The following is a 25,126-nucleotide window of genomic DNA, read 5'->3' as shown; positions in this document are numbered from 1 at the left end:
TCACAATCAATAAATAGTTGATATCACTGCCATTGTTGATAATGATTATTATTTCATACCTTTTCGATCTCGATCAGATTGGTATGCTGCGGGTTACCTTTCGCCAGCGGCGATGGCCGGTGGGTGGTGAGCGTATTCATGCAGGCACCGTGATCGATACGATCGCCGTTCATGTTGGCCTGATGCCAGGCTCCTTGCCCCATAGCTACCACGCCTGGCATGATGCGCGGTGTCACCTTGGCGGCCACGCGAACTTCGCCACGGCCATTGAATACCCGCACCGTTTCGCCGCTGGCAATGCCGCGCTGGCTGGCATCCAGCGGGTTAATCCAGACTTCCTGCGGGCAAGCCGCCTGCAGCACATCGATATTGCCGTAGCTGGAGTGGGTCCGGGCCTTATAGTGGAAACCGAACATTTGCAGCGGGTAGGTGTTACGCAACGGATCATCCCAACCTTCAAAGGTTGAGGCGTAGACCGGCAGCGGGCTGATGGTCTCGTCCTTCTCCAGCTCCCAACTGTTGGCGATCTCTGCCAACTTGGCAGAATAGATCTCGATCTTGCCTGAAGGCGTTTTCAACGGGTTAGCTACGGGATCGTCACGGAATTTTTTATAGGCCACAAAGTGCCCATTCGGGTCTTTACGCTTGTAAATCCCCATGCTGCGCAAGGCTTCATAGGAAGGTAGCTGCGGGTCCTTCGCCAGCATTTTGGCGTACAGGTATTGCAGCCACTGCTCCTGGGTGCGCCCTTCGGTAAATTTTTGGTGTACCTCAGGCCCAAGGCGACGCGCCACCTCGCTCATCACTTCATAGATAGGTTTACGCTCAAACTTGGCAGAAGTGGCCGGCTGGATAAAAATCAGGTAGCCCATATTGCCGGCATAATCGTTCGGGATGATGTCCTCCTGCTCGACCGTCATCAGATCCGGCAGCAAAATATCGGCGTATTTCGCCGAAGAGGTCATAAAGTTTTCCAGCACCACGATCATTTCACACTGGGAGTCATCCTGCAGAATGTCGTGGGTTTTGTTGATATCGGAGTGCTGGTTGGTAATGGTGTTACCGGCATAGTTCCAGATGAACTTGATCGGCACGTCCAACTTGTCTTTGCCGCGTACCCCATCACGTTTGGCGGTCATTTCCGGGCCACGGGCGATGGCATCGGTCCAACTGAAGCAGGAAATCTGCGTTTTTACCGGATTTTCCAGCACCGGCATCCGCTCTATGGTGATGGTATAGGTTGATTCACGCGCACCGCTGTTACCGCCGTTAATCCCTACGTTGCCGGTCAGGATAGGTAGCATGGCAATGGCCCGCGAGGTGAGCTCACCATTTGCCTGGCGCTGTGGCCCCCAACCTTGAGAGATATAGGCCGGTTTGGCACTGCCAATCTCACGTGCCAGCTTGATGATGCGCTCGGCCGGAATGCCGGTGATTTGCGATGCCCACTGGGGAGTTTTCTCAACACCGTCCTCGCCCTGCCCCAGAATATAGGCCTTGTAATGACCGTTGGCAGGTGCACCGGCGGGTAAGGTTTTTTCATCGTAACCCACGCAGTAATTATCCAGGAACGGTTGGTCGACCAAATCCTCGCTGATCAACACATGCGCCAATCCGGCGACCAATGCGGCATCAGTGCCTGGCCGGATCGGGATCCACTCATCTTCTCGCCCAGCAGCCGTATCCGTATAACGCGGATCGATGACGATCATGCGCGCGTTTGAACGTTCCCGTGCCTGCTCCAGAAAGTAGGTGATACCACCGCCACTCATGCGGGTTTCCGCCGGATTGTTGCCGAACAGCACCACCAGCTTACTGTTTTCGATATCAGAGGTACTGTTACCTTCATTGCTGCCGTAGGTATAAGGCATGGCGCAGGCGATCTGGGCAGTACTGTAGGTGCCATAGTGGCTGAGAAAACCGCCGTAACAGTTCATCAGGCGGGCGACCAGCGAGGCATAGGGTGAAGAACGGGTAATATTGCCGCCGACAATGCCGGAGGTGTAGTTGATATAAACCGCTTCATTGCCGTATTTGGCGACGATACGTTGCAGGTTGGCGGCAATTTCGCTGTAAGCCTCTTCCCAACTGATGCGTTTGAATTTGCCTTCGCCACGTTTGCCGACGCGTTTCATCGGGTAATTCAGTCGTTCCGGATGGTTCATGCGCCGCCGCATGGAGCGGCCACGCAGACAGGCACGCACCTGGTGGTTGCCGTAAACATCATCGCCCGTGTTGTCGGTTTCCACCCAGTAAACTTCATCATCGCGCACGTGCAGCCGCAAGGCGCATCGACTGCCACAGTTAACCGAGCAAGCTCCCCACACCACTTTATCCTGCGGCACGGGTTGTACCGCGGTGCCGACCGTTTCTGCCACGGCATGACGGCTAAAAGGCAACGAAAAACCGCCAGCAGCCAGGGTCAAACCCGCTACCGTGCCGGATTTCATTAGCGTACGGCGGCTGATACCGTTGGATGATGTTGCAGATTTTTGCTTCGACATAGCTCACTCCAGGTCTTGCCCGAACAACGGGAAAAGTCATGCCTTGGTCGGCAGAGACAGGAGGAAGCTGAATTAGTGCTGGGTGGTTTGATGTGGAAAAATAATTCCCCCTCCATAGATAAGGATATTACTCACAAGGAGGTAAGAAACTTTGTCTGCTATCAATAAATGGTGCTTTCATTCGTAAATAAAAAACATTCATACAAAAAAAGCGCCCGTAGGCGCTTTCGATACACTATTTCGTTACCACCGTGAGGTGGGTTAACCGATATATTCCAGGCCGCCCATGTAAGGGCGCAATGCTTCTGGCACCTGAATACGGCCATCTGCCTGCTGGTAGTTTTCCAGCACGGCAACCAGAGTACGGCCTACGGCCAAACCAGAGCCGTTCAGCGTGTGCACCAGGCGTGGCTTCTTCTCGGTCTTGCTGCGGCAACGAGCCTGCATACGACGAGCCTGGAAATCTCCCATATTGGAGCAGGAAGAGATCTCGCGATAGGTGTTCTGCGCAGGCAGCCACACTTCCAGATCGTAGGTTTTACAGGAACCAAAACCGATATCACCGGTGCACAGCAGCACTTTACGATATGGCAGGTTCAGCAGCTGCAGCACTTTCTCCGCATGGCCGGTCAACTCTTCCAGCGCATTCATCGAGTCTTCTGGGCGCACGATCTGGACCATTTCGACCTTGTCGAACTGGTGCATACGGATCAGGCCACGGGTGTCACGCCCGTAAGAACCGGCTTCTGAACGGAAGCATGGTGTATGCGCGGTCATCTTCAGTGGCAGATCTTCTTCATCGAGGATCTCGTCACGCACCAGGTTGGTGACTGGCACTTCCGCAGTTGGGATCAGCGCATAGTTGCTGCTTTCAGATTCTTCTTCCAGCGGTTTGGTATGGAACAGATCTTCACCAAACTTCGGTAACTGGCCAGTCCCGTACAGCGTGGCATGGTTCACCAGATAGGGCACGTAGGTTTCCAGATAGCCGTGTTGTTGCGTGTGCAGATCCAGCATGAACTGGGCCAACGCACGGTGCATACGAGCCATTTGACCTTTCATTACCACAAAGCGCGCACCGGTCAGTTTCACCGCTGCGGCAAAGTCCAGCCCACCGGCCATTTCGCCCAGCTCAACGTGATCGCGTACCGGGAAATCGTACTGACGCGGTTCGCCCCAGCGGCAGATTTCCAGGTTTTCGCTATCGTCTTTGCCATCCGGCACCGCATCGTCCGGCACGTTCGGCATCACCAACGCGTAATCACGGATCTCGTTCTGCAGCTTATCCAGTGCGGCCTTGGCAGCATCCAGCTTGTCACCCAGTTCGTTCACTTCGCGACGCAGTGGCTCGATATCTTCACCGCGCGCTTTGGCCGCGCCGATGGATTTCGATCGGGAGTTACGTTCTGCCTGCAGTGTTTCAGTTTCTACCTGCAGAACCTTACGGCGCTCTTCTTGCGAACGCAGCAGATCCAGATCGAGTTTAAAGCCTCTGCGAGCCAGTTTTACGGCGACTGCGTCTAGCTCATTACGCAGCAGATTGGGATCGAGCATGCTAATCCTGTGCTTGTTGTTATTGAAAGAGAAATTGTGTTTTATGCCGCAACGGTATAGCCGCATAAAAGAAGTGTGATACCCGCTAACCTTACCGCAACGGCAACGCTAGCGGTAGCGTTTTGTCTGGCTATTTTGATCCTGCTCAGCCAGCCATGCCAACTTTTCACCGATTTTGCCTTCCAGCCCGCGCGAGGTTGGATGATAGTAGCGCGTGGTGGCCATTTCCGCCGGGAAATAGCTCTCTCCGGCCGCGTAGGCGTTGGGTTCGTCATGGGCATAGCGGTATTCTGCGCCCAGACCCATTTCTTTCATCAGCTTGGTCGGTGCGTTACGCAGATGCTCCGGCACGTCATAGTCCGCCATCTCTTTGGCATCACGCATGGCGGCTTTAAAGGCGGTATAGACGGCGTTGCTTTTTGGCGCACAGGCCAGATAAACGATCGCCTGTGCAATAGCGCGTTCCCCTTCCGCAGGGCCAACGCGGGTGAAGCAATCCCAGGCGGCAATGGCCACCTGCATTCCGCGTGGATCGGCGTTGCCAACGTCTTCAGAGGCAATGGCCAACAGGCGGCGCGCCACATATAGAGGATCGCCACCAGCAGTAATAATACGTGCATACCAGTACAAGGCGGCATCCGGTGCCGAGCCACGCACGGATTTATGCAGCGCTGAAATCAGATCGTAATAGCGATCGCCTTTGTTATCGAAGCGCGCGCTGCGTTCACCGGAGACCTCTTTGAGCAGCTCCGGGGTTAATACCCGCATGCCTTTGCCGTCGATTTCCGCCATATCGGCCATCATCTCCAGGCTGTTCAAGGCGCGGCGGGCATCGCCACCCACCAGTTCTGACAGCATGCGCTTGGTTTCCGGCGGCAGCGCGATGTTTTGATCGCCAAAACCTCGTGCCTTGTCTTCCATGGCCTGATCCAGCACTTGGCCGATGTCGTCCGCCGTCAGCGCTTTGAGCAGATAGACCCGCGCGCGGGACAGCAACGCCGAGTTCAGCTCAAAGGAGGGGTTTTCCGTGGTGGCGCCGATGAAGGTAATGGTGCCGTCTTCGATATGTGGCAGGAAGGCATCCTGCTGGCTTTTATTGAAGCGGTGGACTTCGTCAACAAACAGGATGGTGCGGCGGCCTGCATCGCGGTTTTGCCGGGCGCGCTCGATAGCTTCGCGGATCTCCTTGATGCCGGAGGTTACCGCTGAGATGCGCTCAACATCGGCCCGGCCATAGCGGCCAATCAACTCTGCCAGCGTCGTTTTCCCGGTTCCCGGCGGCCCCCACAGGATCATAGAGTGCAACTGCCCAGCCTCGATGGCGCGTGGCAACGGCTTGCCCGGGGCCAGCAAATGCTGCTGGCCAATGTATTGTGCCAACGTGGTTGGCCGCATACGCGCGGCCAGTGGCTGGAACTCATTATGGGAAAAATCGAGTGACATGTTGCTCACGTAGACCTCACTGGCGCTGGTCGTCCAGCGTCACCCCCTTCGGTGGGGTAAATTTGAATTTGGCAGCATCAACGCTGCTGCTCTGCTGGCTCTTCAACTGATAAGCGCTGCGCTGGCCATCTTGCTCAACCGCAGCAAAGCTCTTGATGGTGCCGCTATTGGTCACGGTGATGGCAAACTGCTTCAGATTACCGCTGCTGGCCTTTGGCGTCAGTTCAAAATCATCGCCCTTCTGCTTCACGTTGTATTTTTTCCAGTCGTTAGCATCGTTACGGGTGATCAGCATAAAGGGCGTATTGCCAGTGGCGTTCTTCAGCCAGGTGGCCGTCACCTGCTCGACGAACGGGTTGTAGAACCACAGGGTCTCGCCGTCCGAAACCAGCACGCTCTCATCCGGCGAGGTCATGTGCCAGTTAAACAGATTGGGGCGTTTTACCCATAATTCGCCTTCCCCTTGCTGCACAGCAGCGCCGTCACTACTGGTGACAGATTGGGAGAAGCTGGCATGGAAACTGTTTACTTTCGCCAGACGACTTTGCAAATCTTGCGCAGCATCCGCCAACACGGAAGTAGACGCGAATCCCGAAAGCAGACAACAGGCCATCAACAGTTTTTTCATTATTTCAGCTACCTTATGAAATGCGTTTACCGCAAGCTGGGTCAATATAACCCTGAACACCTCCACTCTACCCGAAGCGCTCGGCCGACAGCCAGAGCACGATTCCGATAAAGCAGGGGTTTACGCTTCTTTGCACAAGGGCCGCAAAGCGGCCCTTTTATGATGGTTACAGCGCCTGAAGGCAATCAATCATGCCGTGGCGGGGCAAGTACCTCACGGTTCCCGTTATGCCCCTGCTCGCTGACAATGCCCTGCGCTTCCATCTGTTCGATGATACGCGCGGCGCGGTTGTAGCCGATGCGGAACTGACGCTGTACACCGGAAATCGAAGCGCGGCGTTTATCCACCACAAACTCGACCGCCTGATCGAACAGCGGATCCAGCTCTTCGTCACCGTCCAGACCACCGCCTGCGCCACCCTCACCGTCTTCACCGGCGCTGAGAATACCCTCTTTATACTGCGGCCGCTCACGCGCTTTCCAGTCTTTGACCACGGCATGAACTTCCTGATCGCGGACAAACGCCCCGTGCACACGCACCGGTATTGAAGAATTCGGCGCCAGATACAGCATGTCACCCATCCCCAGCAAGGATTCCGCTCCGCCCTGATCGAGAATGGTGCGGGAGTCGATCTTGCTCGATACGGTAAAGGCGATACGCGTCGGGATGTTGGCCTTGATCAAACCGGTGATAACGTCCACCGAAGGACGCTGGGTTGCCAGCACCAGGTGGATCCCCGCAGCACGCGCTTTCTGCGCCAGGCGGGCGATCAGCTCTTCAACCTTTTTGCCCACCGTCATGATCAGATCGGCAAATTCATCCACCATCACCACGATGTACGGCTCTTTTTCCAACACCGGCGGCGTGATATCCATGCTGTCGCTTGGCTTCCAGAACGGATCCGGGATTGGCCGCCCCATCGCCTCGGCCTGATCGACTCGCTCGTTGTAGCCTGCCAGGTTACGAACTCCCAGGGCAGACATCAGCTTATAGCGGCGCTCCATCTCTGCCACGCACCAACGCAATGCATTGGCGGCGTCTTTCATGTCGGTAACCACATCGGTCAGCAGGTGTGGGATGCCTTCGTAGACCGACAGTTCCAGCATTTTCGGGTCGATCATGATAAAGCGCACTTCTTTCGGCGTGGCCTTATACAGGATGCTGAGGATCATGGCGTTGACCCCAACCGACTTACCGGAACCGGTGGTACCGGCCACCAGCAGATGCGGCATTTTACCCAGATCGGCGACCACCGGCTGACCCGCGATATCTTTACCCAATACGATCGCCAGAGGCGATGGGTTGTCGCGGAAGGCTGGGCAATCCAGCACTTCGCGCAGATACACGGTTTGCCGTTTGACGTTCGGCAGTTCCAGGCCGACGTATGGCTTACCCGGGATCACCTCCACCACACGCACGGCGGAAGTTGACAATGAGCGGGCCAGATCGCGCGACAGGTTGGAGATACGCGCGGCCTTGACGCCAGGAGCCAAATCCAGTTCGAAGCGGGTAATGACCGGGCCAGGCAGAATATCGACCACGTCGGCCTTGACGCGGTAATCCGCCAGGCTGGCTTCCACCAGCCGCGCTTTCTGTTCCAGCGCAAAGGTATCGACCGGTTCGACCTCTTTCGGGGCCTCGGTCAACAGATCCAGCGTTGGCAGTGGCGTAGTCGGTTTCTGCAGCGGCATATCATTACGCATCAGGAATGGATGGATCAGGCTGTCCATCGCTGGTGCTGGCGGTTGCTGCTGAACGGGTGGCTGATAAGTCTGTTGCGGCTGGTAACCAGGCGCAGGGTTAGTTTGCGGACGCGGCGCCTGATAAGCGGGCACCTCAGGCTCAAACTGCCCGAACGGCACATCGTCTTCCAACTCGCTTTCCAGCTCGATGCTATCTTCAAGCTGTGGCGACAAGGTAAACAGCGGCTCGGTTGGGCCGTCATCCACCAGATCCGCCATCGGTGAGAAACTGTAGGCCTGGCGGGTATCCACCGGGCGAGTTACCGGAGCCGGTTCTGGTTGAGGCTGCGGTTCTTCTACGCCATAGCGAGCCTGTTGCTGCGCGGCAAATGCCTGACCGAGTTCGGCCTCACGCTGCGCATCTTCGTCATCTTGTTGTTCTTGCGAATACTCTTCGCCATAGCGCTGGCTTTGCTGTTCGGCAAAGGCTTGACGCAATGCAGCTTCTTGCAGGACTTCATCTTCTTCCTGCGGGTTGCTGAACGGTTCTGGCTGAGGTTCATCCCCACGGTTGCGCTGCTCCTGCTCCGCGATCCGCTGCGAAGGCAGCTTGATGCCGTAGGAGGCCAGCTCACGCCGGGTTGGAATACGCACCGGATTTGGCCGTGGCAGTTCCGGGCCGATGCCCTGCTTGATCTGCGAGCTCGCATCACTGGTGGCTGTAAACGCAGGCATGAAGGTGTTGTTCACCGCGCCAGCGGTTGCTGTGGCTGCGGCAACCGCCGCTGGCTTCACTACCTCTCTGGCGCTGAAACCCGTTGAGCCAATAACATCGTCGCTATCGCGCTGAGCCGCAGAGAAATCAAACGGTGACGGCTCTGGTTTTGGCGTAACGGGGGTCTGCCAGTCACCCAGGCGCGGCTCATGTTCCTCACGATAAGGCTCAGTTACGCGCGTCGTTCTCGGTGCCGGTGTCTCTTCAGGCAGTTCAAACGAATACAGCGGCGGCGTGTCTTGTGGCTGCGCAGGGGTTAATGGATGCTGATTGATGGAAGCAGGCGCTGTCGGGGCAACGGTGACCGGAGCCTGAACGGCCGCTTTCGGCATTACCGGGATATCAGTAACGACCGGCGCTGGCTCGGCAAGCGGGAGGTCATCATCGCTGGCACGCAACCCACTTAATAAAGGATCTGCGGCATCTTGCGCTGCTTCTTCGGCGGTTTCGGTCACGGAAGAGGCAGAGAACAACGCGTCGTCCTCATCTACTGCCAGAGCAGCAGGTGCCACAGGTTGGCCGCTTTCTTCGCGATCGTCGAACACGACATCGTCATCGTCGTGATAGCGGTCTTCACGGCGTGAACGGTTAGTCATAAAGGTAGCGGCGCCCAGCACGACACCACCAATTTTTTCCGCAATCACCAGCCATGACCAACCGGTGAACAGCGTTAGCCCCACTGCCCAAATGCCGAGCAGCGCCAAAGTGGCGCCAATGCCGTTAAACCACGGCAACATGGCATTGCTTAGCAGGCTGCCAATCACCCCGCCGGAAGCGAAGTAATAGAGATCGTCAACGTTCAACGCCGCCAGGCCACACGAGGTAAGCACCAGCGCCAATGTGCCGATCAAACGTAACGAGAGCCCAAAGAAATCGACGTAATCGCCGTTATCGCGCCGACGGTAACCAGACAGGCACAACACCAGCATAATCGGTGGGATCGCATAGGCAAGGACCCCAAAGGTGAAGAACAACGTGTCGGCCAACCATGCGCCTACCCCGCCGCCCAGATTGTGGATAGGCTCATGCCAGGCAGTTTGCGACCAACTAGGATCGGAAGGATTGAAACTGACCAATGCAGCCATAAGGTAAACGGCAAAAATTGCCACCACGATCAACACAGCCTCGAGCAAACGTCGCCCACTGCTGAGTTTTTTCAGGGTAACTTCTTTATCTTCTGTGTATTCCTGGCTCAAGAAAGGCACTCCAGGTTCCTGTTGACGGATAGAGTAACGGCGCCGAGAAGTTTCCCCGGCGCCAAAACTGTATGAATAAACAGGAGTGTAACGAATTTAATCAGGTTTTGCACCTGCACCTTACCGTGTTTTGATAACCAGACGGTTACTCTGTTTGACTTCTTCCATCACGACGTAAGTACGGGTGTCATTCACCCCCGGTAAACGCAACAGAGTTTCGCCCAACAGCTTACGATAAGCTGACATATCTGGTACACGGGTTTTCAACAGGTAGTCGAAATCACCGGAAACCAGATGACACTCCTGAATTTCTTCAAGTTTTTGTACCGCAGAGTTGAATTGCTCAAACACATCCGGCGCACCGCGGTTCAACGTGATTTCCACGAAGACCAGCAGGGAAGCGTCCAGATAATGCGGGTTAAGCAATGCGGTATACCCATGAATGAAGCCTTGACGCTCAAGACGGCGCACACGCTCCAAACAAGGGGTTGGGGATAACCCCACGCGCTTTGAAAGTTCGACGTTCGAAATGCGCCCATCCTTCTGCAACTCATTAAGGATGTTGCGATCGATACGGTCGAGATCTTTACCCGGGCGTTTTTTAGTATCTACCATTATTATTGTCTCTCTTATGTTCTTCCCTGCACTTGCCACACCCTAGCCAACGTCAATGTGCAAGGATTTGTTCCAAGCGAAGACCCGATGCCAGTGTTTAGCGGTTCATCCCCCTGAGGGAACAGGATACGTAATACCAACCGCCCTTGTGCTTCGTCACTCTTTGTCACTACCATCTTCCGCCGTTGCCCAGCCTGTCTGTCACCTCTGGGCAACGAATTCAAATGATTTACGTTCAGAAATCCATCAACCCCGTCAGGGCAAACCCTCCCTCACCCGTCGCGCCCCGACAATATTCTGCCTGGGTGGCGAAAATGCCTACGATTTGCAGCTGACACGGGGTTAATTTCTTCTTCCAATGATGTTTTCGCAAATGCGCAGCGGATTGTCAAAGTAAAAGAACTAAAATCAGTAGAACGTACCGCCAGCAAAACTGAGCACCTGATTTTTTATTAGGAATTTCCCCTACCCGAAACCGGGTAGTTGCCCACATAAACCCGACAAAAAACGCATTTTTAACCCATTGCTGTACAAAATTATTGCTGCTGTTACCTCTCCCAGCCCAAGGATAAAATCGCGGCTAATAGGCGCTGATTATCAAACAAATCGGTAACAACATCCCCTGGCGCTTTTTTTACTGCCGTATTTTCCCTACAATCGGTTTCATTGTCCGCCATTGTGGGAAACGAGGTTATTCATGGGCACGGCTAAACATAGCAAATTATTGATCCTGGGCTCTGGCCCGGCTGGCTACACCGCAGCGGTTTATGCAGCACGCGCGAACCTGAACCCGGTATTGATCACCGGTATGGAGCAAGGCGGTCAGCTGACCACCACCACCGAAGTCGAGAACTGGCCAGGCGATGCCGAAGGCTTGACCGGCCCGGCGCTGATGGAGCGGATGCGTGAGCACGCAGAAAAGTTCGACACCCAGATCGTGTTTGACCATATCAACAGTGTCGATCTGCAGAACCGTCCTTTCCGCCTGTTGGGTGATAGCGGCGAATATACCTGCGATGCCTTGATTATCGCTACTGGCGCATCGGCCCGTTATTTAGGCCTGCCATCGGAAGAAGCTTTCAAGGGCAAAGGGGTCTCCGCCTGTGCCACCTGCGATGGTTTCTTCTATCGCAACCAGAAGGTCGCCGTAGTCGGTGGTGGCAACACCGCCGTGGAAGAAGCGCTGTATCTGTCAAACATCGCCTCTGAGGTTCACCTGGTGCACCGCCGCGACACTTTCCGCAGCGAAAAGATCCTGATCAATCGCCTGATGGAAAAAGTGAAGAACGGCAACATCATCCTGCATACGAACTGCACGCTGGACGAAGTGTTGGGCGATCAGATGGGCGTCACCGGGATGCGCTTACGCAGCACCAAAGACGCTGAGCAAACCAAAGAGTTAGAGCTTGCCGGCGTATTTATCGCGATCGGTCACAGCCCGAACACCGCGATCTTTGGCGGGCAGCTTGAGCTGGAAAACGGCTATATCAAGGTGCAGTCCGGTATTCACGGCAACGCGACCCAGACCTCCATTCCTGGCGTATTTGCCGCAGGTGACGTCATGGATCACATTTACCGCCAGGCGATCACCTCAGCCGGAACCGGCTGTATGGCCGCACTGGATGCCGAACGCTATCTCGACGGTATCGCACAGGCCGAAGTTAAGTAAGCCCCCATCAGCAATGATAGCGAGGCGGCCTGTTGGCCGCCTTATTTCTATCCCCCCGCCCCTCAAAGTTCAAAACAACCCCATCCGCGCTAAAAACGTGACTGTTACCCAAGTGATGAAAGGGATATTTAGTTCACGTCTACCGAGTGACGAGGTAACATTAGCGTTCACTTGTCTTATTTTCCGCTGAGACAAACACTTTTTTAACAGTACGTTAACCAAGCCTGCTACAACAGGCATCGGCGACGCAGACACCTGATGAAAAAAACCAGACAGCACCAGTTAACCCGTTGGCTCAAAACACAGAGTACGTTGGCGCAGCGTTGGCTACGTTTATCCATGCTGTTAGGCCTGGCAAGCGGCATTTTGATCGTCGCCCAGGCCTGGCTGTTGGCCTCACTGCTCCATGCGCTGATTATTGAACATCAGCCCCGTGGCGAACTGGTTTCGTCGTTTATCTGGTTGGCCGCCACCTTTGCCCTGCGCGCCTTCCTGAGCTGGCTGCGCGAACGGGTTGGCTTCATCTGCGGGCAGGTCATTCGCCAGCGTATGCGTTCGCAGGTGCTGGATAAGCTGCAACAGCTTGGCCCCGCCTGGATCCAGGGCAAGCCCGCCGGGAGCTGGGCCAGCATCATCGTTGAGCAGATTGAGGATATGCAGGATTACTATTCCCGCTATCTGCCGCAAATGTATTTGGCCGTGTTTATCCCAGTGCTGATCCTGATCACCGTCTTCCCGATCAACTGGGCGGCCGGGTTTATCCTGCTGGCTACCGCCCCACTGATCCCGCTGTTTATGGCACTGGTCGGTATGGGTGCGGCCGATGCCAACCGCCGTAACTTTGTCGCGCTGGCAAGGCTCAGCGGCAATTTCCTCGATCGCCTGCGCGGCCTGGATACTCTGCGTCTGTTTAATCGCGGCCAGGCGGAAACCGATCACATTGCCAAATCCTCAGAAGATTTTCGCCAGCGCACCATGGAAGTGCTGCGTCTGGCCTTCCTCTCCTCCGCCGTGCTGGAGTTCTTCGCCTCGATTTCCATCGCCGTGGTGGCGGTCTATTTTGGCTTCTCCTACCTCGGTGAACTGGACTTTGGCAGCTATGGCATGGGCGTAACGCTGTTTGCCGGTTTTCTGGTGCTGATCCTGGCACCGGAGTTTTTCCAACCGCTGCGCGATCTGGGCGCCTTTTACCATGCCAAAGCCCAGGCCGTGGGCGCTGCCGAAGCGCTGGAAACCTTCCTGGCCGCCGAGGGCGAGCAGGTTGGCAATGGCTCTCAAACGCTAAATAGCGAAGAACCACTGACCATACGGGCACAGCAGTTGGAAATCCTCTCGCCCAATGGGGTAGTGCTTGCAGGCCCCCTTGATTTTACCTTGCCTGCCAACCGGCGCATTGCCTTAGTCGGGCTTAGCGGTGCGGGGAAAAGTTCGTTGTTGAATCTGCTGCTGGGCTTCCTGCCCTATCGTGGCTCGTTGCTGATCAACGGCATCGAACTGCGCGAGCTGGATGCGGTTAACTGGCGTCAGCAACTGGGCTGGGTGGGGCAAAACCCCCATCTGCCAGCCCAAACTCTGCGGGACAATATTCTGCTCGGCTACCCACAGGCCAGCGAAACCCAATTGCAGCAGGCCGTCGAACAGGCTTACGTCAGTGAATTCCTGCCGCATTTACCGAAGGGATTGGCAACCGATCTGGGCGATGGCGCTGCCCGCCTTTCCGTTGGGCAAGCTCAGCGTGTGGCCGTGGCGCGAGCACTGCTCAGCCCCCGCCGCTTGCTGTTACTGGATGAACCTGCGGCCAGCCTGGACGCCCACAGCGAACGTTTGGTGATGCAGGCGCTGAATGCCGCCTCCCATCAGCAGACCACGCTGTTGGTCACGCACCAGTTGGAAGATACCGAAGATTATGACCAGATTTGGGTGATGGACAGCGGCAAAATCGTGCAGCAGGGCAACTACGCCACGCTGAGCGCCCAGCCCGGTCTGTTTGCCAAACTGATTGCACACCGCAGCGGGGAGCTATAATCATGCGCGTTTTGCTGCCATTCCTGGCGTTGTATCGCCGCCACACGTTTCTGATTTTACTGGGTATCGTGCTGGCTATCGTCACCCTGCTGGCCAGTATCGGCCTGCTGGCGCTGTCCGGCTGGTTCCTGGCCGCCTCTTCGCTCGCCGGGTTGGCGGGGTTGTATACCTTCAACTACATGCTACCGGCCGCTGGCGTACGGGGCGCGGCAATCTTCCGTACCGCCGGGCGTTATGCAGAACGGGTCGTCAGCCATGACGCCACTTTCCGCGTGTTGTCCCATCTGCGGGTATTTACCTTCCGCAAGATCCTGCCGCTGTCACCGGGTGGTATTGCCCGCTTCCGTCAGGCTGAGCTGCTTAACCGCCTGGTTGCCGACGTTGATACGCTAGATCACCTCTACCTACGCGTTATCTCGCCAATGGTCAGCGCTGCGGTGGTGATTGTGGTAGTCACCTTCGGCCTCAGTTGGCTGGATGTTCCGTTAGCCCTGACGCTGGGCGGAATATTGTTATTGCTGTTGCTGGCCGTTCCGCCGGTCTTCTATCGCGCAGGTAAGCCCATCGGGGGAGAGTTGACCCTGTTACGCAGCCAGTACCGCACCGACCTGACCGCCTGGCTCCAGGGGCAGGCCGAACTGGTGGTGTTTGGTGCGCTGGACAGTTTCCGGCATAAGCTCAACGCAACCGAACAGCGCTGGCAGAGCCGTCAGTGGCAACAGGCTTCACTTGGGGGGATTGCCCAGGCGCTGATGATCCTGGCAAGTGGCCTCACCGTTACGCTATTGATGTGGCTTGCCGCTGCGGGGATCGGTGGCGATACCCAACCCGGGGCCCTGATTGCCCTGTTTGCCTTTGCCGCCCTGGCCTCTTTTGAAGCCATGATGCCCGTCGCCGCCGCGTTCCAACATCTGGGCCAGGTGATCGCTTCGGCGACCCGGGTCAAGCAGATCATCGATCAGCAACCGGAAGTCACCTTCCCTGCCAGTGGCCCAGCCTCACAGCCGGGCGCAGAACTGCAACTGAGCGAGGTGTCCTTCACCTATCCCGACCAGCCGCTGCCGGTGTTGAACAACGTGACGCTGAACATCGCCGCTGGTGAGCACATCGCGCTGTTGGGCCGTACCGGCTGTGGTAAATCGACCCTATTGCAATTGCTGACCCGCGCCTGGAATGCCGACGGCGGCCAAATCCTGCTCAACGGCCAACCATTGGCCAGCTATGATGAAGCTACGCTGCGCGCCATGACTACGGTAGTGAGCCAGCGGGTGCATATCTTCAGCAGCACGCTGCGTGAAAACCTGCGTATCGCCGCACCTGCGGCCAGCGATGAGGACTTAAACCTCGCACTGCAACAAGTTGGTCTGGATAAGCTGCTGGAAAATGAGGGGCTGAATGCCTGGCTGGGTGAAGGTGGCCGCCAGCTTTCCGGCGGTGAGCAACGCCGTCTGGGCATTGCCCGTGCCCTGCTGCATCAAGCCCCGCTATTGCTGCTTGATGAGCCAACCGAAGGGCTGGATGCCGAAACCGAACAACAGATCCTGGCCCTGCTCCGCCAGCATTGTCGCGGCAAGACATTAATTCTGGTGACTCACAGACTCTATGGGCTGGAGCATTTCGATCGCATCTGCGTGATGGACGGTGGCAGTATCGTGGAACAAGGCAGCCACGCGGCGCTAATGCGCCAGCCTGGCCGTTACGCCCAATTCCACCAACGTATCAGTAATCTATCGCTGTAGAACCGCCTGTGGGCGACGCTAAGAGGTTTTATGCGCATTGTTAAGCTGTCATCGCAGTCTGTAGCGTTTCCCTCACCAGAGGCCGCCCTGCACGATCCTAACGGACTGCTGGCCATCGGTGGCGATTTGACGCCTGCGCGGCTGCTGGCAGCCTATGAGCGCGGGATCTTCCCCTGGTATTCGCCTGGGGAAGCCATCCTATGGTGGTCACCGGACCCTCGAGCGGTGCTGTTCCCAACGGATTACCATGTCAGCCGCAGCTTCAAGCGATTCCTGCGCAACCCGCCGTTCCGCATTACCCTCAATCATGATTTTGCCGCCGTGATCGCCGCCTGTGCATACCGCCCCGATGAAGGCACCTGGATCGGCGAGGAGGTACAGCGTGCCTATTTACAACTGCATCACCTTGGGCACGCCCATTCCATTGAGGTGTGGCAGGGGGAAGAGCTGGTCGGCGGCCTGTACGGTGTCGCCCAGGGAGCGCTGTTCTGCGGTGAATCGATGTTTAGCCGCACCACCAACGCATCAAAGTGTGCTTTATGGGCGTTTTGCCGCCATTTTGCCGGTTATGGAGGAGAATTGGTTGACTGTCAGGTGCTTAACGCTCACACTGCCCGGCTTGGAGCGAGAGAAATTCCCCGCCGCCAATTTTTGCAGCAGTTGAGCAACCTTCAGCGCAGGGTGTTAGCGCCGGAATGCTGGACAGCGCAAGTCATACCCCCACAGCTGGTTGAACTGCCCTCCCAAACTGACTAATTTTGTGGAATCGGTGCATTGTTCACCGACACTCCTTTACATAATGTGGGTTTTTCGGCATTATCTTGCCGGTTAAAAACTAAGGTAGTTACACCTAGAGGATTCGATGGCCAAAGAAGACAATATTGAAATGCAGGGCACCGTTCTTGATACGCTGCCGAACACCATGTTCCGTGTTGAATTGGAAAACGGGCACGTGGTTACCGCTCATATCTCCGGTAAAATGCGCAAAAACTATATCCGCATCCTGACGGGTGACAAAGTCACTGTAGAGCTGACCCCGTACGACCTGAGCAAAGGCCGCATTGTCTTCCGTAGCCGTTAATCGGCTCACCCGTCGCCAGCCACTGGCGACACCGAGGATGTGATCCCTCAAAAGAGCCCTTTCCGTTTACCCCCGCAGCAACGTTCTCCACCGAGTTGTGTTGGCGCAGGTAAACTGAGAGGGCTCACTCATTTTGTTGAGGCGAATCTGTTCGCCCCGACCTGGTTCAATTTCGTAGGCCGTGAAATTCACGTATAAAAAAAGCGATGCCAAGGCATCGCTTCAGACTGCTGACGAACCCCACATTTTCAGGTGGGGTTCTTCTTTTTTAGCGACCGCAGGTCGCGATCGCGATATTTTTCCATAACCACCTCATTTGCGACGTCTGTTCGCCCAAGGCATCTTGCTGGCCTTCCCAAGAGGCTTTCCACCACCGGTAAAGACAATAAAGTAGCGCCAGTAGCGCTATCTTCTTCATATTCTGCGCCGTGGCCGCAAGCAGGCACTGCATTTGTACTTTCGACAGCCCACGGAACCGCGCATATCGATGACCATGGTGCTGTTTCGCATCCGCGAAGCTTCTCTCCACCGTTTCCTTGCGCCGGGCGTATATCTTTTTGCCCCATTTCGTCAGCCGCAACCTGTTGGCCTCTTCTTTTGACGCCTCCCAGACGTGCCGGGTTATCGTTTTCTGCGCCTTGCTGTTCTGCGTGCACTGTCCTCTCTGCTCGCACCGCTGGCACACTGCCGGGTCTGAACGGTAATGCCGATAACCGTTGCGGTCTGTCGTGCCGTATATCAGCAACTCGTCTGCCGGGCACACATACACATCACGCGCCTCGTCATATCTGAAGTGTTTTTTCTGGAAGTCATTCTGACCTTTGTGCGGTCTGCGATAGCCAGGAACCAACGTGATACCCATTTCCTGCGTCAGATGGCACACCGCTGCGGTGAAGTAACCCGCATCCACACCCACGGCGACCGTATCAAGGTTGAACCGCTCCACCTGCCGTGCCAGCCTGCCGATGAACGGCTGGCTGTCGTGCACATTGCCCGGTGTCACATGCGTATCCATGATGATGCCGTGCTTGCCGTCCACCGTGCGGTGGTCCAGATAGAAGAAGCCCTTTGGCTTGTTGTCCCGGTGCATAAAGCCGCTTTCCGGGTCGGTGGTGCTGACTTTGGTGTTCTTAACGGCGTCGTTTTTGGTTGTTTTTCTTGCGGCGGGTAGCGGCTTTTTTTCGCGTTTCTTCCTGTCGGCCTCCACGGCGTCATTCAACTGTGTGAAGTATTCACTGACCCCTTCAGGGCGCAGTTCATTCACGGCCTTGCGCGGGTTGGCATCGGCTTTCAGGTGGGTACTGTCGGTGTAAAGCACACGCCCGTTGGCCATGCCCTGACCCAGAGCCTGTAACACGATATGGTCAAAAATCTGCTGGAAGACATCGCTGTTGTTGAAGCGACGGATACGGTTCTGGCTGAGAGTTGAGGCGTCCGGGACCTTCTCGGTCAACCCCATACGCAGGAACCAGCGGTAAGCGACATTGACCTGGATTTCCTTGACCAGACGGCGTTCGGAGGGGACCCCGAAGAGGTAGCCCAGCAGCATCATTTTAATCAGGCGAACGGGGTCGATAGCAGGCCTGCCGTTATCGGGGCAATAGAGATGAGCAACGGCATCGCGGATAAATTCAAAGTCGATGGCGGCATCGATTTGACGAACCAGATGGTCTTCGGGAACCAGTTCATCAAGGGTAATGGTTTCAAACTGGTACTGATGGGGAGAAGGTTCTTTGAGCATGGCAGTCAGTCCGTTTTTTGCACTGACCTTATTAGATCAAAGTCCTGGCCTCACGGCCAGGACTTTGTCATCAATCAGAAGCGATGCCAAGGCATCGCTTTTTCGTTACCAGCCTACCGCTTAGTGCACCGCACCTTCATCCGCTTTACGCTTCTGCGCGCTGAGGAAGTGGTAAGTCAGCTGTTTCTTGTCTGCGTCCAGCTCGACTTTCACCGAGCCGCCGTCCACCAGTGAGCCAAACAGCAGTTCGTTGGCCAGCGGTTTTTTCAGGCTTTCCTGCATCACACGCGCCATTGGACGAGCGCCCATCGCACGGTCATAGCCTTTCACCGACAGCCAGTCACGCGCTTCGTCGCTCACTTCCATCGACACGCCCTTCGCATCCAGCTGCGCCTGCAGTTCGACGATAAACTTGTCGACCACCTGCTGGATCACCGCAGGAGACAGATGGTTGAACCAGATGACGTTGTCCAGACGGTTACGGAATTCTGGCGTAAACACCTTCTTGATCTCGTCCATCGCGTCGATGCTGTTGTCCTGTTCGATCAGGCCAATCGATTTGCGTTCGGTTTCACGTACCCCGGCGTTGGTGGTCATCACCAGGATCACGTTACGGAAGTCTGCTTTACGGCCGTTGTTATCGGTCAGCGTCCCGTTGTCCATCACCTGCAACAGCAGGTTGAACACGTCCGGGTGCGCTTTCTCGATTTCATCCAGCAGGACCACCGCGTGCGGATGTTTGATCACCGCATCGGTCAGCAGGCCGCCCTGGTCGTAACCGACGTAGCCCGGAGGTGCGCCAATCAGACGGCTGACGGTATGACGTTCCATATATTCGGACATATCAAACCGCAACAATTCGATATCCAGCGCCTTCGCCAGCTGCACGGTAACCTCGGTTTTCCCTACCCCGGTCGGCCCGGCGAACAGGAAGGACCCCACCGGCTTGCGATCCTGGCCCAGACCGGCACGGCTCATCTTGATCGCTTCGGTCAGCGCCTCGATGGCCGGATCCTGGCCAAACACCAGCATTTTCAGGCGGTCGCTCAGGCTTCTCAGCACGTCGCGATCGCTGGCAGAGACGGTCTTTTCCGGGATACGCGCAATACGTGCGACCACGGATTCAATATCCGCCACGTTGACCGTTTTCTTACGCTTGTTCACCGGCAGCAACCGGCTACGCGCACCAGCCTCATCGATCACGTCGATTGCCTTGTCCGGCAGATGACGGTCGTTGATGTATTTCACCGACAGCTCTACCGCAGCACGAACCGCTTTAGCGGTGTAACGCACATCATGGTGCGCTTCGTACTTGGTTTTCAGACCGTTGATGATCTGAATGGTCTCTTCCGGCGTCGGCTCGGTAATGTCTATTTTCTGGAAGCGACGCGCCAGCGCACGGTCTTTTTCGAAAATATTGCTGAACTCCTGATAGGTGGTGGAACCAATCACCCGGATCTTGCCGCTCGACAGCAGCGGTTTGATCAGGTTGGCGGCATCCACTTGCCCACCGGAAGCCGCACCGGCACCGATGATGGTGTGAATTTCGTCGATAAACAGGATGCTGTTCTTATCCTGCTCCAGCTGTTTGAGCAGCGCCTTGAAGCGCTTCTCGAAATCGCCACGGTATTTGGTGCCCGCCAGCAATGAGCCAATATCCAGCGAATAGAGGGTGCAGTCTGCCATCACCTCTGGCACGTCGCCCTGCACGATCCGCCAGGCCAGCCCTTCGGCAATGGCGGTTTTACCTACGCCGGATTCCCCCACCAGCAGCGGGTTGTTTTTACGGCGGCGGCACAGCACCTGAATGGCGCGCTCCAGTTCACGGTCACGGCCAATCAGCGGATCGATACCGCCGACGCGGGCCAGTTGGTTGAGGTTGGTGGTGAAGTTTTCCATACGGTCTTCCCCTCCAGGCTGCTCTTCGTTTACCGGGTTTTCCGCATTAGGTGCCTGGCCCGGCTCATCTTTACGTGTACCATGTGAAATGAAGTTCACCACGTCCAGACGGCTGACGTCGTGTTTACGCAGCAGGTATGCCGCCTGGGACTCCTGTTCGCTGAAGATCGCCACCAACACGTTGGCACCGCTCACTTCGCTCCGGCCGGAGGACTGCACGTGGAATACCGCACGCTGCAGTACACGCTGGAAGCTGAGCGTCGGCTGAGTATCGCGCTCCTCTTCGCTGGTGGGCAGCGTTGGTGTGGTTTGTTCGATAAAGGCTTCCAGCTCCTGGCGTAACGCGGCCAGATCCACCGTACAAGCCTCGAGCGCTTCGCGCGCGGCAGGGTTGCTGAGTAACGCCAGCAACAGGTGCTCCACGGTCATAAACTCATGTCTGTGCTCGCGCGCTCTGGCGAAAGCCATGTTGAGACTGAGTTCCAATTCTTGATTGAGCATAGGCACCTCCCCAATAGATTGCCTTTTCAGGCTTTTTCCAGCGTACAGAGCAACGGATGCTCATTCTCCCTTGCGTAACGGTTCACATGGACCACCTTGGTTTCCGCGACCTCAGCGGTGAAAACACCGCAGATCGCCTTGCCTTGATAGTGGACCGTGAGCATCAGTTGCGTTGCACGTTCAATATCATAAGAAAAGAACTTTTGCAGAACGTCAATCACAAATTCCATCGGTGTGTAATCGTCGTTGTTAAGTATAACTTTATACATTGACGGCGGTTTTACCGCATCGATTTGTTTTTCTTCAGCCAAGTGTTCAATATTTAGCCAATCGTTGCTATTGCCCATTGCTGCTCATCTTCTCTGCCATGCCTCAGTATATGGGGCCATGTTCGGGTTATTCAAACGGGAGTATCAAGACTATTTTACCATCTTCGCGGTTAACGTGCCGCAGCACAACGCGATTAATCACCCTTATCGCGGCCACAATCTGTTACCAAACCATGTCAATAGCGTTAACTACTTCAAACTTTGGTGAACTGCCCGACGCGGTCATTGGCCGATCCCTTGACGTGTTGATCATTTGCTCTAGAGTGTAATTTTGTGAGTTGTTGGTCTTTTGACCAGTTGGTACTCACCTGGATCAGTTATTCATCTCATTTTAAAAATAGCATTGCGAGGGATGTAGCAACATGGAGACGGGTACTGTTAAATGGTTCAATAACGCCAAAGGGTTCGGCTTTATCTGCCCGGAAGGCGGCGGTGAAGATATCTTCGCGCATTATTCAACAATTAAAATGGATGGCTACCGAACGTTGAAAGCGGGCCAACAGGTCAGGTTCGACGTACATCAAGGGCCGAAAGGGAACCACGCGAGCCTGATTATGCCGCTGGAAAGCGAGGCAATGGCCTAAACGCTCCCCTTCAGCCACTTCTGCACTGTCAACTCAAAATGCCAGCCGCCATACGGCTGGCATTTTATTTTTGCCGTTACTCGCGCGCCAAGGCGTCAATCGGATTCAAGCGAGCAGCACTGCGTGCCGGCAGATAGCCGAACACCACGCCAATACCGGTGGAACACAAGAACGCACTTAGCAAGGCGACCGGCGGGAAGCTGATCTGCCAGCCCGGCATCACCAATTGCACCAGCAGGCCAATCGCGAACGACAGCGCGATCCCCAGCGCGCCCCCCACCAGGCAGACCAGCACCGCCTCGATCAGGAACTGTTGCAGGACATCGCCAGAGCGCGCCCCCACCGCCATGCGAATGCCGATTTCACGCGTCCTTTCCGTTACCGAGACCAGCATGATATTCATCACCCCAATCCCGCCAACCACCAGCGAAATCACCGCCACCAGGGTCAGGAACAGTTGCAGCGTGCGGGTGGTTTTCTCCGCGGTTTGCACCAGGCTGTCCATGTTGTAGGTGAAGAAGTCTTTCTTGCCGTGGCGCAGCGTCAGCAACCGCGTCAACTGCTGTTCCGCTTCCTGGCTGTTATAGCCCTCACGGATACGCACGGTGATCGAGTCAAAATAGTCATTGCCCATCAGGCGATTGGCCATCGTGCTATAGGGCACCCATACGCTCAGCGCCTTGCTGCTGCCGAACATCGACTGCTTTTCCTTGGCCACACCAACCACCGTGGCTGGCATATTGCCGATCAGGATCACCTCACCCACCACGTTTTTTTTATGCGGGAACAGCCGCCGCTGGGTATTGGCGTCGATCACCACCACCTGCGCCTGGGATTGCACCTGTAGGGCATCGATGCCTACCCCCTGGGAAAGCGTCATGCCGTAAACTCGGAAAAATTGTTCACCGACGCCCGCGACGTTGGCGGCCACATCAATATTGCCAAACCGTAGCCGCATGCTGCTGCTGATATTCGGCGAAAGCGCACTGACATAGGGTTGTTCACGCAACGCGCTTAGATCGCCATACTTCAACGCCTGGCGGAAGCTGGGATCGTCATCACCAAAGTCTTTGCCGGGATAGATGTCCACGGTGTTGGTGCCAATGGATTTGATGTCTGCCAGGATCATCTGCTTGGCCGCGTCGCCGATCACCAGGATTGAGACCACCGAGGCAATGCCGATGATGATCCCCAACATGGTTAACGCCGTGCGCATCTTGTTGGCTGCCATAGCACGCCAAGCCATCACCAACGCCTCACGGAAACGGCCAGCTACCTGCTGCCAGGAAGGCGCTGGCGCAGCCATATCCAGCATTTTGGCCTGCGGGTTACCCTGCGCCTGTGGCCGAGAGTCGGCGATGATTTCACCGTCGCGGATTTCGATAATCCGCTCTGCCTGCTGCGCTACCGCCGGATCGTGCGTGACGATAATCACCGTGTGCCCCTGCTCGCGCAGTTGCTTGAGGATCGTCATCACCTCTTCACCGGAATGGCTGTCGAGCGCACCGGTCGGTTCATCCGCCAGGATCACCTGACCACCGTTCATCAAAGCCCGCGCAATACTGACACGCTGCTGCTGCCCCCCCGAAAGCTGGCTTGGCCGGTAGGTGATACGTTCCCCCAGCCCCAGACGTTGCAACAAGGCCGCCGCCCTTTCGCGCCGTGCTGCCTTGCCCAGCCCGGCATAAACCGCAGGCACCTCCACGTTATGCGCCGCACTCAGATGGGGTAGCAGATGATAGCGTTGGAAGATAAAGCCAAAGTGCTCGCGCCGTAGCTGGGCCAGCGCATCGCCATCAAGCGTTGCCACATCCTGCCCGGCCACACGGTAAGTCCCGGCGCTGGGCTTGTCCAGGCAGCCGAGAATGTTCATCAGCGTCGATTTACCGGAGCCAGAAGCCCCCATAATCGCCACCATCTCACCAGCGTTGATGCGCAGACTGACGTTTTTCAGCACGTCTATGGTCTGGTCGCCGGAGAGGTAGCTACGCCGGATATCACTCAGTTCTAACAGTGCCGTCATCAGCTGGCCTCCGCGCCGCCGCGGCTGACAATCACTTCTTCACCGGCCTGCAACCCACTGACAATCTGCACATCCACATTGTTGCGAATGCCGATCGTAACTTCGCGCTTCTCTTCCTTGCCCTGTTTCAGTACCGAAATGTGGTAACGGTTATCGGCGATCTGATCCCCCAATGCCGCCAGCGGGATCACCAGCGCATCGCTGACGCCAGCCAGCTGAATATGCACCTGCGCGGTCATTTGCAGACGCAGCAAGCCCTGTGGGTTTGGCACTTCGAAACGCGCATAATAGAAAATGGCATTGTTGACCTTCTCTGGCGTGGGCTGAATGTCTTTCAGCTCGCCGTCAAACCGTTTGCTCGGATCGCCCAGCACGGTAAACCAGGCTTTCAACCCCGGCTTGAGGTGGATCACGTCCGCCTCGGAAACCTGGGCCTTCACCATCATGCTACTCATGTCTGCCAACGTCAGAATGTTGGGCGCTTGCTGCGCGGCGATCACCGTCTGGCCCTGCAAGGTGGTGATCTGAACCACATCACCGTCCATCGGCGCTTCGATACGGGTATAAGCGAGATTGATCTTGGCGGTATCCAGGCTGGCCTGATTTTTGGCGATCTGTGCTCTGGTGGTTTCAACCTGCGCTTTTTTTACCGCCAGCTCAGTGGTGAATTTATCCAAATCCTGGCGCGACACCGCCTGCACCTTGGCCAGTTCGCGGTTACGCTGCAAGGTCACCGCCGCAAGTTGTTGCTCTGCCAAAGCCTGTTGCAGCTGGGCTTGCAGTTGCTGCAGCGTGGCTTCGCCTTCGCGAATGCTGTTTTGTGCCTGTTCGGGATCGATAATGCCGAGCAGTTGGCCTTTTTGCACCTTATCGCCAATCTCGACCTTCAGGCTCTCCAACTGTCCGCTGACCTGAGCCCCCACATCAACCTTACGCACCGCGTCCAGTTGGCCGGTTGCCAATACGCTTTGCTCCAGATCGCGTTTAGCGACCTTGACGGTTTTAAACTCCACCGGAGCCGGATGGCTAAAGTGCCAATAAGCCACAACGGCAAGCACCACCAGAACGGCGCACACCAGCAACCCACGTTTCTTACTTTTGAATAACCACGTCAATGTTTGTTCCTACCTATTTCCTG

General features: G+C 56.1%; 17 protein-coding genes. 6 read left to right on the top strand and 11 right to left on the bottom strand.

From position 1 onward, the window contains the following. Positions 1 to 53: 53 nt before the first annotated feature. The 6 genes from ynfE to lrp form a co-directional block, all read right to left on the bottom strand. A complete protein-coding gene (ynfE, locus tag KGP17_RS09515; protein WP_115159638.1) occupies positions 54 to 2,504 on the bottom strand; it encodes a selenate/tellurate reductase subunit YnfE in 2,451 nt (816 codons plus the stop codon). Positions 2,505 to 2,765: 261 nt separating this feature from the next. Then, positions 2,766 to 4,058: a serine--tRNA ligase gene (serS, locus tag KGP17_RS09510; protein WP_115159637.1), complete on the bottom strand. Its 1,293-nt coding sequence runs from the start codon at positions 4,056 to 4,058 to the stop codon at positions 2,766 to 2,768. 108 nt (positions 4,059 to 4,166) lie between these two features. Beyond that, a complete protein-coding gene (locus tag KGP17_RS09505; protein WP_059200383.1) occupies positions 4,167 to 5,510 on the bottom strand; it encodes a replication-associated recombination protein A in 1,344 nt (447 codons plus the stop codon). Positions 5,511 to 5,517: 7 nt separating this feature from the next. Then, a complete protein-coding gene (lolA, locus tag KGP17_RS09500; protein ID WP_024529867.1) occupies positions 5,518 to 6,129 on the bottom strand; it encodes an outer membrane lipoprotein chaperone LolA in 612 nt (203 codons plus the stop codon). Positions 6,130 to 6,314: 185 nt separating this feature from the next. Next, positions 6,315 to 9,782: a DNA translocase FtsK 4TM domain-containing protein gene (locus KGP17_RS09495; protein ID WP_223499221.1), complete on the bottom strand. Its 3,468-nt coding sequence runs from the start codon at positions 9,780 to 9,782 to the stop codon at positions 6,315 to 6,317. A gap of 120 nt (positions 9,783 to 9,902) precedes the next feature. Further along, complete coding sequence (gene lrp, locus KGP17_RS09490; protein WP_021804943.1) at positions 9,903 to 10,397, bottom strand: leucine-responsive transcriptional regulator Lrp; 495 nt, start codon at positions 10,395 to 10,397, stop codon at positions 9,903 to 9,905. Between the two features lie 697 nt (positions 10,398 to 11,094). Between lrp and trxB the strand changes: the two genes are divergently transcribed. From trxB to infA, 5 genes are all read left to right on the top strand, one after another. Then, complete coding sequence (gene trxB / locus KGP17_RS09485) at positions 11,095 to 12,066, top strand: thioredoxin-disulfide reductase (protein WP_223499220.1); 972 nt, start codon at positions 11,095 to 11,097, stop codon at positions 12,064 to 12,066. 258 nt (positions 12,067 to 12,324) lie between these two features. Further along, positions 12,325 to 14,091 (top strand): cysteine/glutathione ABC transporter permease/ATP-binding protein CydD, encoded by a 1,767-nt coding sequence (gene cydD / locus KGP17_RS09480; RefSeq protein WP_021804946.1) that lies wholly within the window; start codon positions 12,325 to 12,327, stop codon positions 14,089 to 14,091. Between the two features lie 2 nt (positions 14,092 to 14,093). Continuing rightward, positions 14,094 to 15,830, top strand: coding sequence for a cysteine/glutathione ABC transporter ATP-binding protein/permease CydC (gene cydC / locus KGP17_RS09475; protein ID WP_115159635.1), 1,737 nt, complete (start codon positions 14,094 to 14,096; stop codon positions 15,828 to 15,830). Positions 15,831 to 15,860: 30 nt separating this feature from the next. Beyond that, complete coding sequence (gene aat, locus KGP17_RS09470) at positions 15,861 to 16,586, top strand: leucyl/phenylalanyl-tRNA--protein transferase (RefSeq protein ID WP_223499219.1); 726 nt, start codon at positions 15,861 to 15,863, stop codon at positions 16,584 to 16,586. A 106-nt stretch (positions 16,587 to 16,692) separates the two neighbouring features. After that, a complete protein-coding gene (gene infA, locus KGP17_RS09465; protein WP_002211347.1) occupies positions 16,693 to 16,911 on the top strand; it encodes a translation initiation factor IF-1 in 219 nt (72 codons plus the stop codon). A 268-nt stretch (positions 16,912 to 17,179) separates the two neighbouring features. Here infA and KGP17_RS09460 read toward each other — a convergent pair whose 3' ends face one another. From KGP17_RS09460 to clpS, 3 genes are all read right to left on the bottom strand, one after another. Continuing rightward, on the bottom strand, positions 17,180 to 18,652 hold the full coding sequence (locus KGP17_RS09460; protein WP_223499149.1) for an IS1182 family transposase: 1,473 nt from the start codon (positions 18,650 to 18,652) through the stop codon (positions 17,180 to 17,182). 120 nt (positions 18,653 to 18,772) lie between these two features. Continuing rightward, complete coding sequence (clpA, locus tag KGP17_RS09455; RefSeq protein ID WP_024529873.1) at positions 18,773 to 21,052, bottom strand: ATP-dependent Clp protease ATP-binding subunit ClpA; 2,280 nt, start codon at positions 21,050 to 21,052, stop codon at positions 18,773 to 18,775. A gap of 26 nt (positions 21,053 to 21,078) precedes the next feature. Continuing rightward, positions 21,079 to 21,399 (bottom strand): ATP-dependent Clp protease adapter ClpS, encoded by a 321-nt coding sequence (gene clpS, locus KGP17_RS09450; protein ID WP_021804950.1) that lies wholly within the window; start codon positions 21,397 to 21,399, stop codon positions 21,079 to 21,081. A 344-nt stretch (positions 21,400 to 21,743) separates the two neighbouring features. Here clpS and cspD point away from each other — a divergent pair, with 344 nt between their 5' ends. Beyond that, positions 21,744 to 21,965, top strand: a complete 222-nt coding sequence (gene cspD, locus KGP17_RS09445) for a cold shock-like protein CspD (protein WP_021804952.1) — start codon at positions 21,744 to 21,746, stop codon at positions 21,963 to 21,965. A 76-nt stretch (positions 21,966 to 22,041) separates the two neighbouring features. Here the strand turns inward: cspD and macB are convergent, their stop codons facing one another. Next, positions 22,042 to 23,988, bottom strand: coding sequence for a macrolide ABC transporter ATP-binding protein/permease MacB (macB, locus tag KGP17_RS09440; RefSeq protein ID WP_059200378.1), 1,947 nt, complete (start codon positions 23,986 to 23,988; stop codon positions 22,042 to 22,044). Continuing rightward, on the bottom strand, positions 23,988 to 25,103 hold the full coding sequence (macA, locus tag KGP17_RS09435; protein WP_024486524.1) for a macrolide transporter subunit MacA: 1,116 nt from the start codon (positions 25,101 to 25,103) through the stop codon (positions 23,988 to 23,990). The genes macB and macA overlap by 1 nt, the downstream gene beginning before the upstream one ends. Positions 25,104 to 25,126: the final 23 nt, after the last annotated feature.

Origin of the sequence: Serratia sp. JSRIV001, from assembly GCF_019968745.1 — a bacterium.
GTDB lineage: Bacteria > Pseudomonadota > Gammaproteobacteria > Enterobacterales > Enterobacteriaceae > Chania > Chania fonticola_B.
The sequence above is the reverse complement of the archived record's forward strand: the minus strand, read 5'-3'. Positions and strand labels throughout refer to the sequence as shown.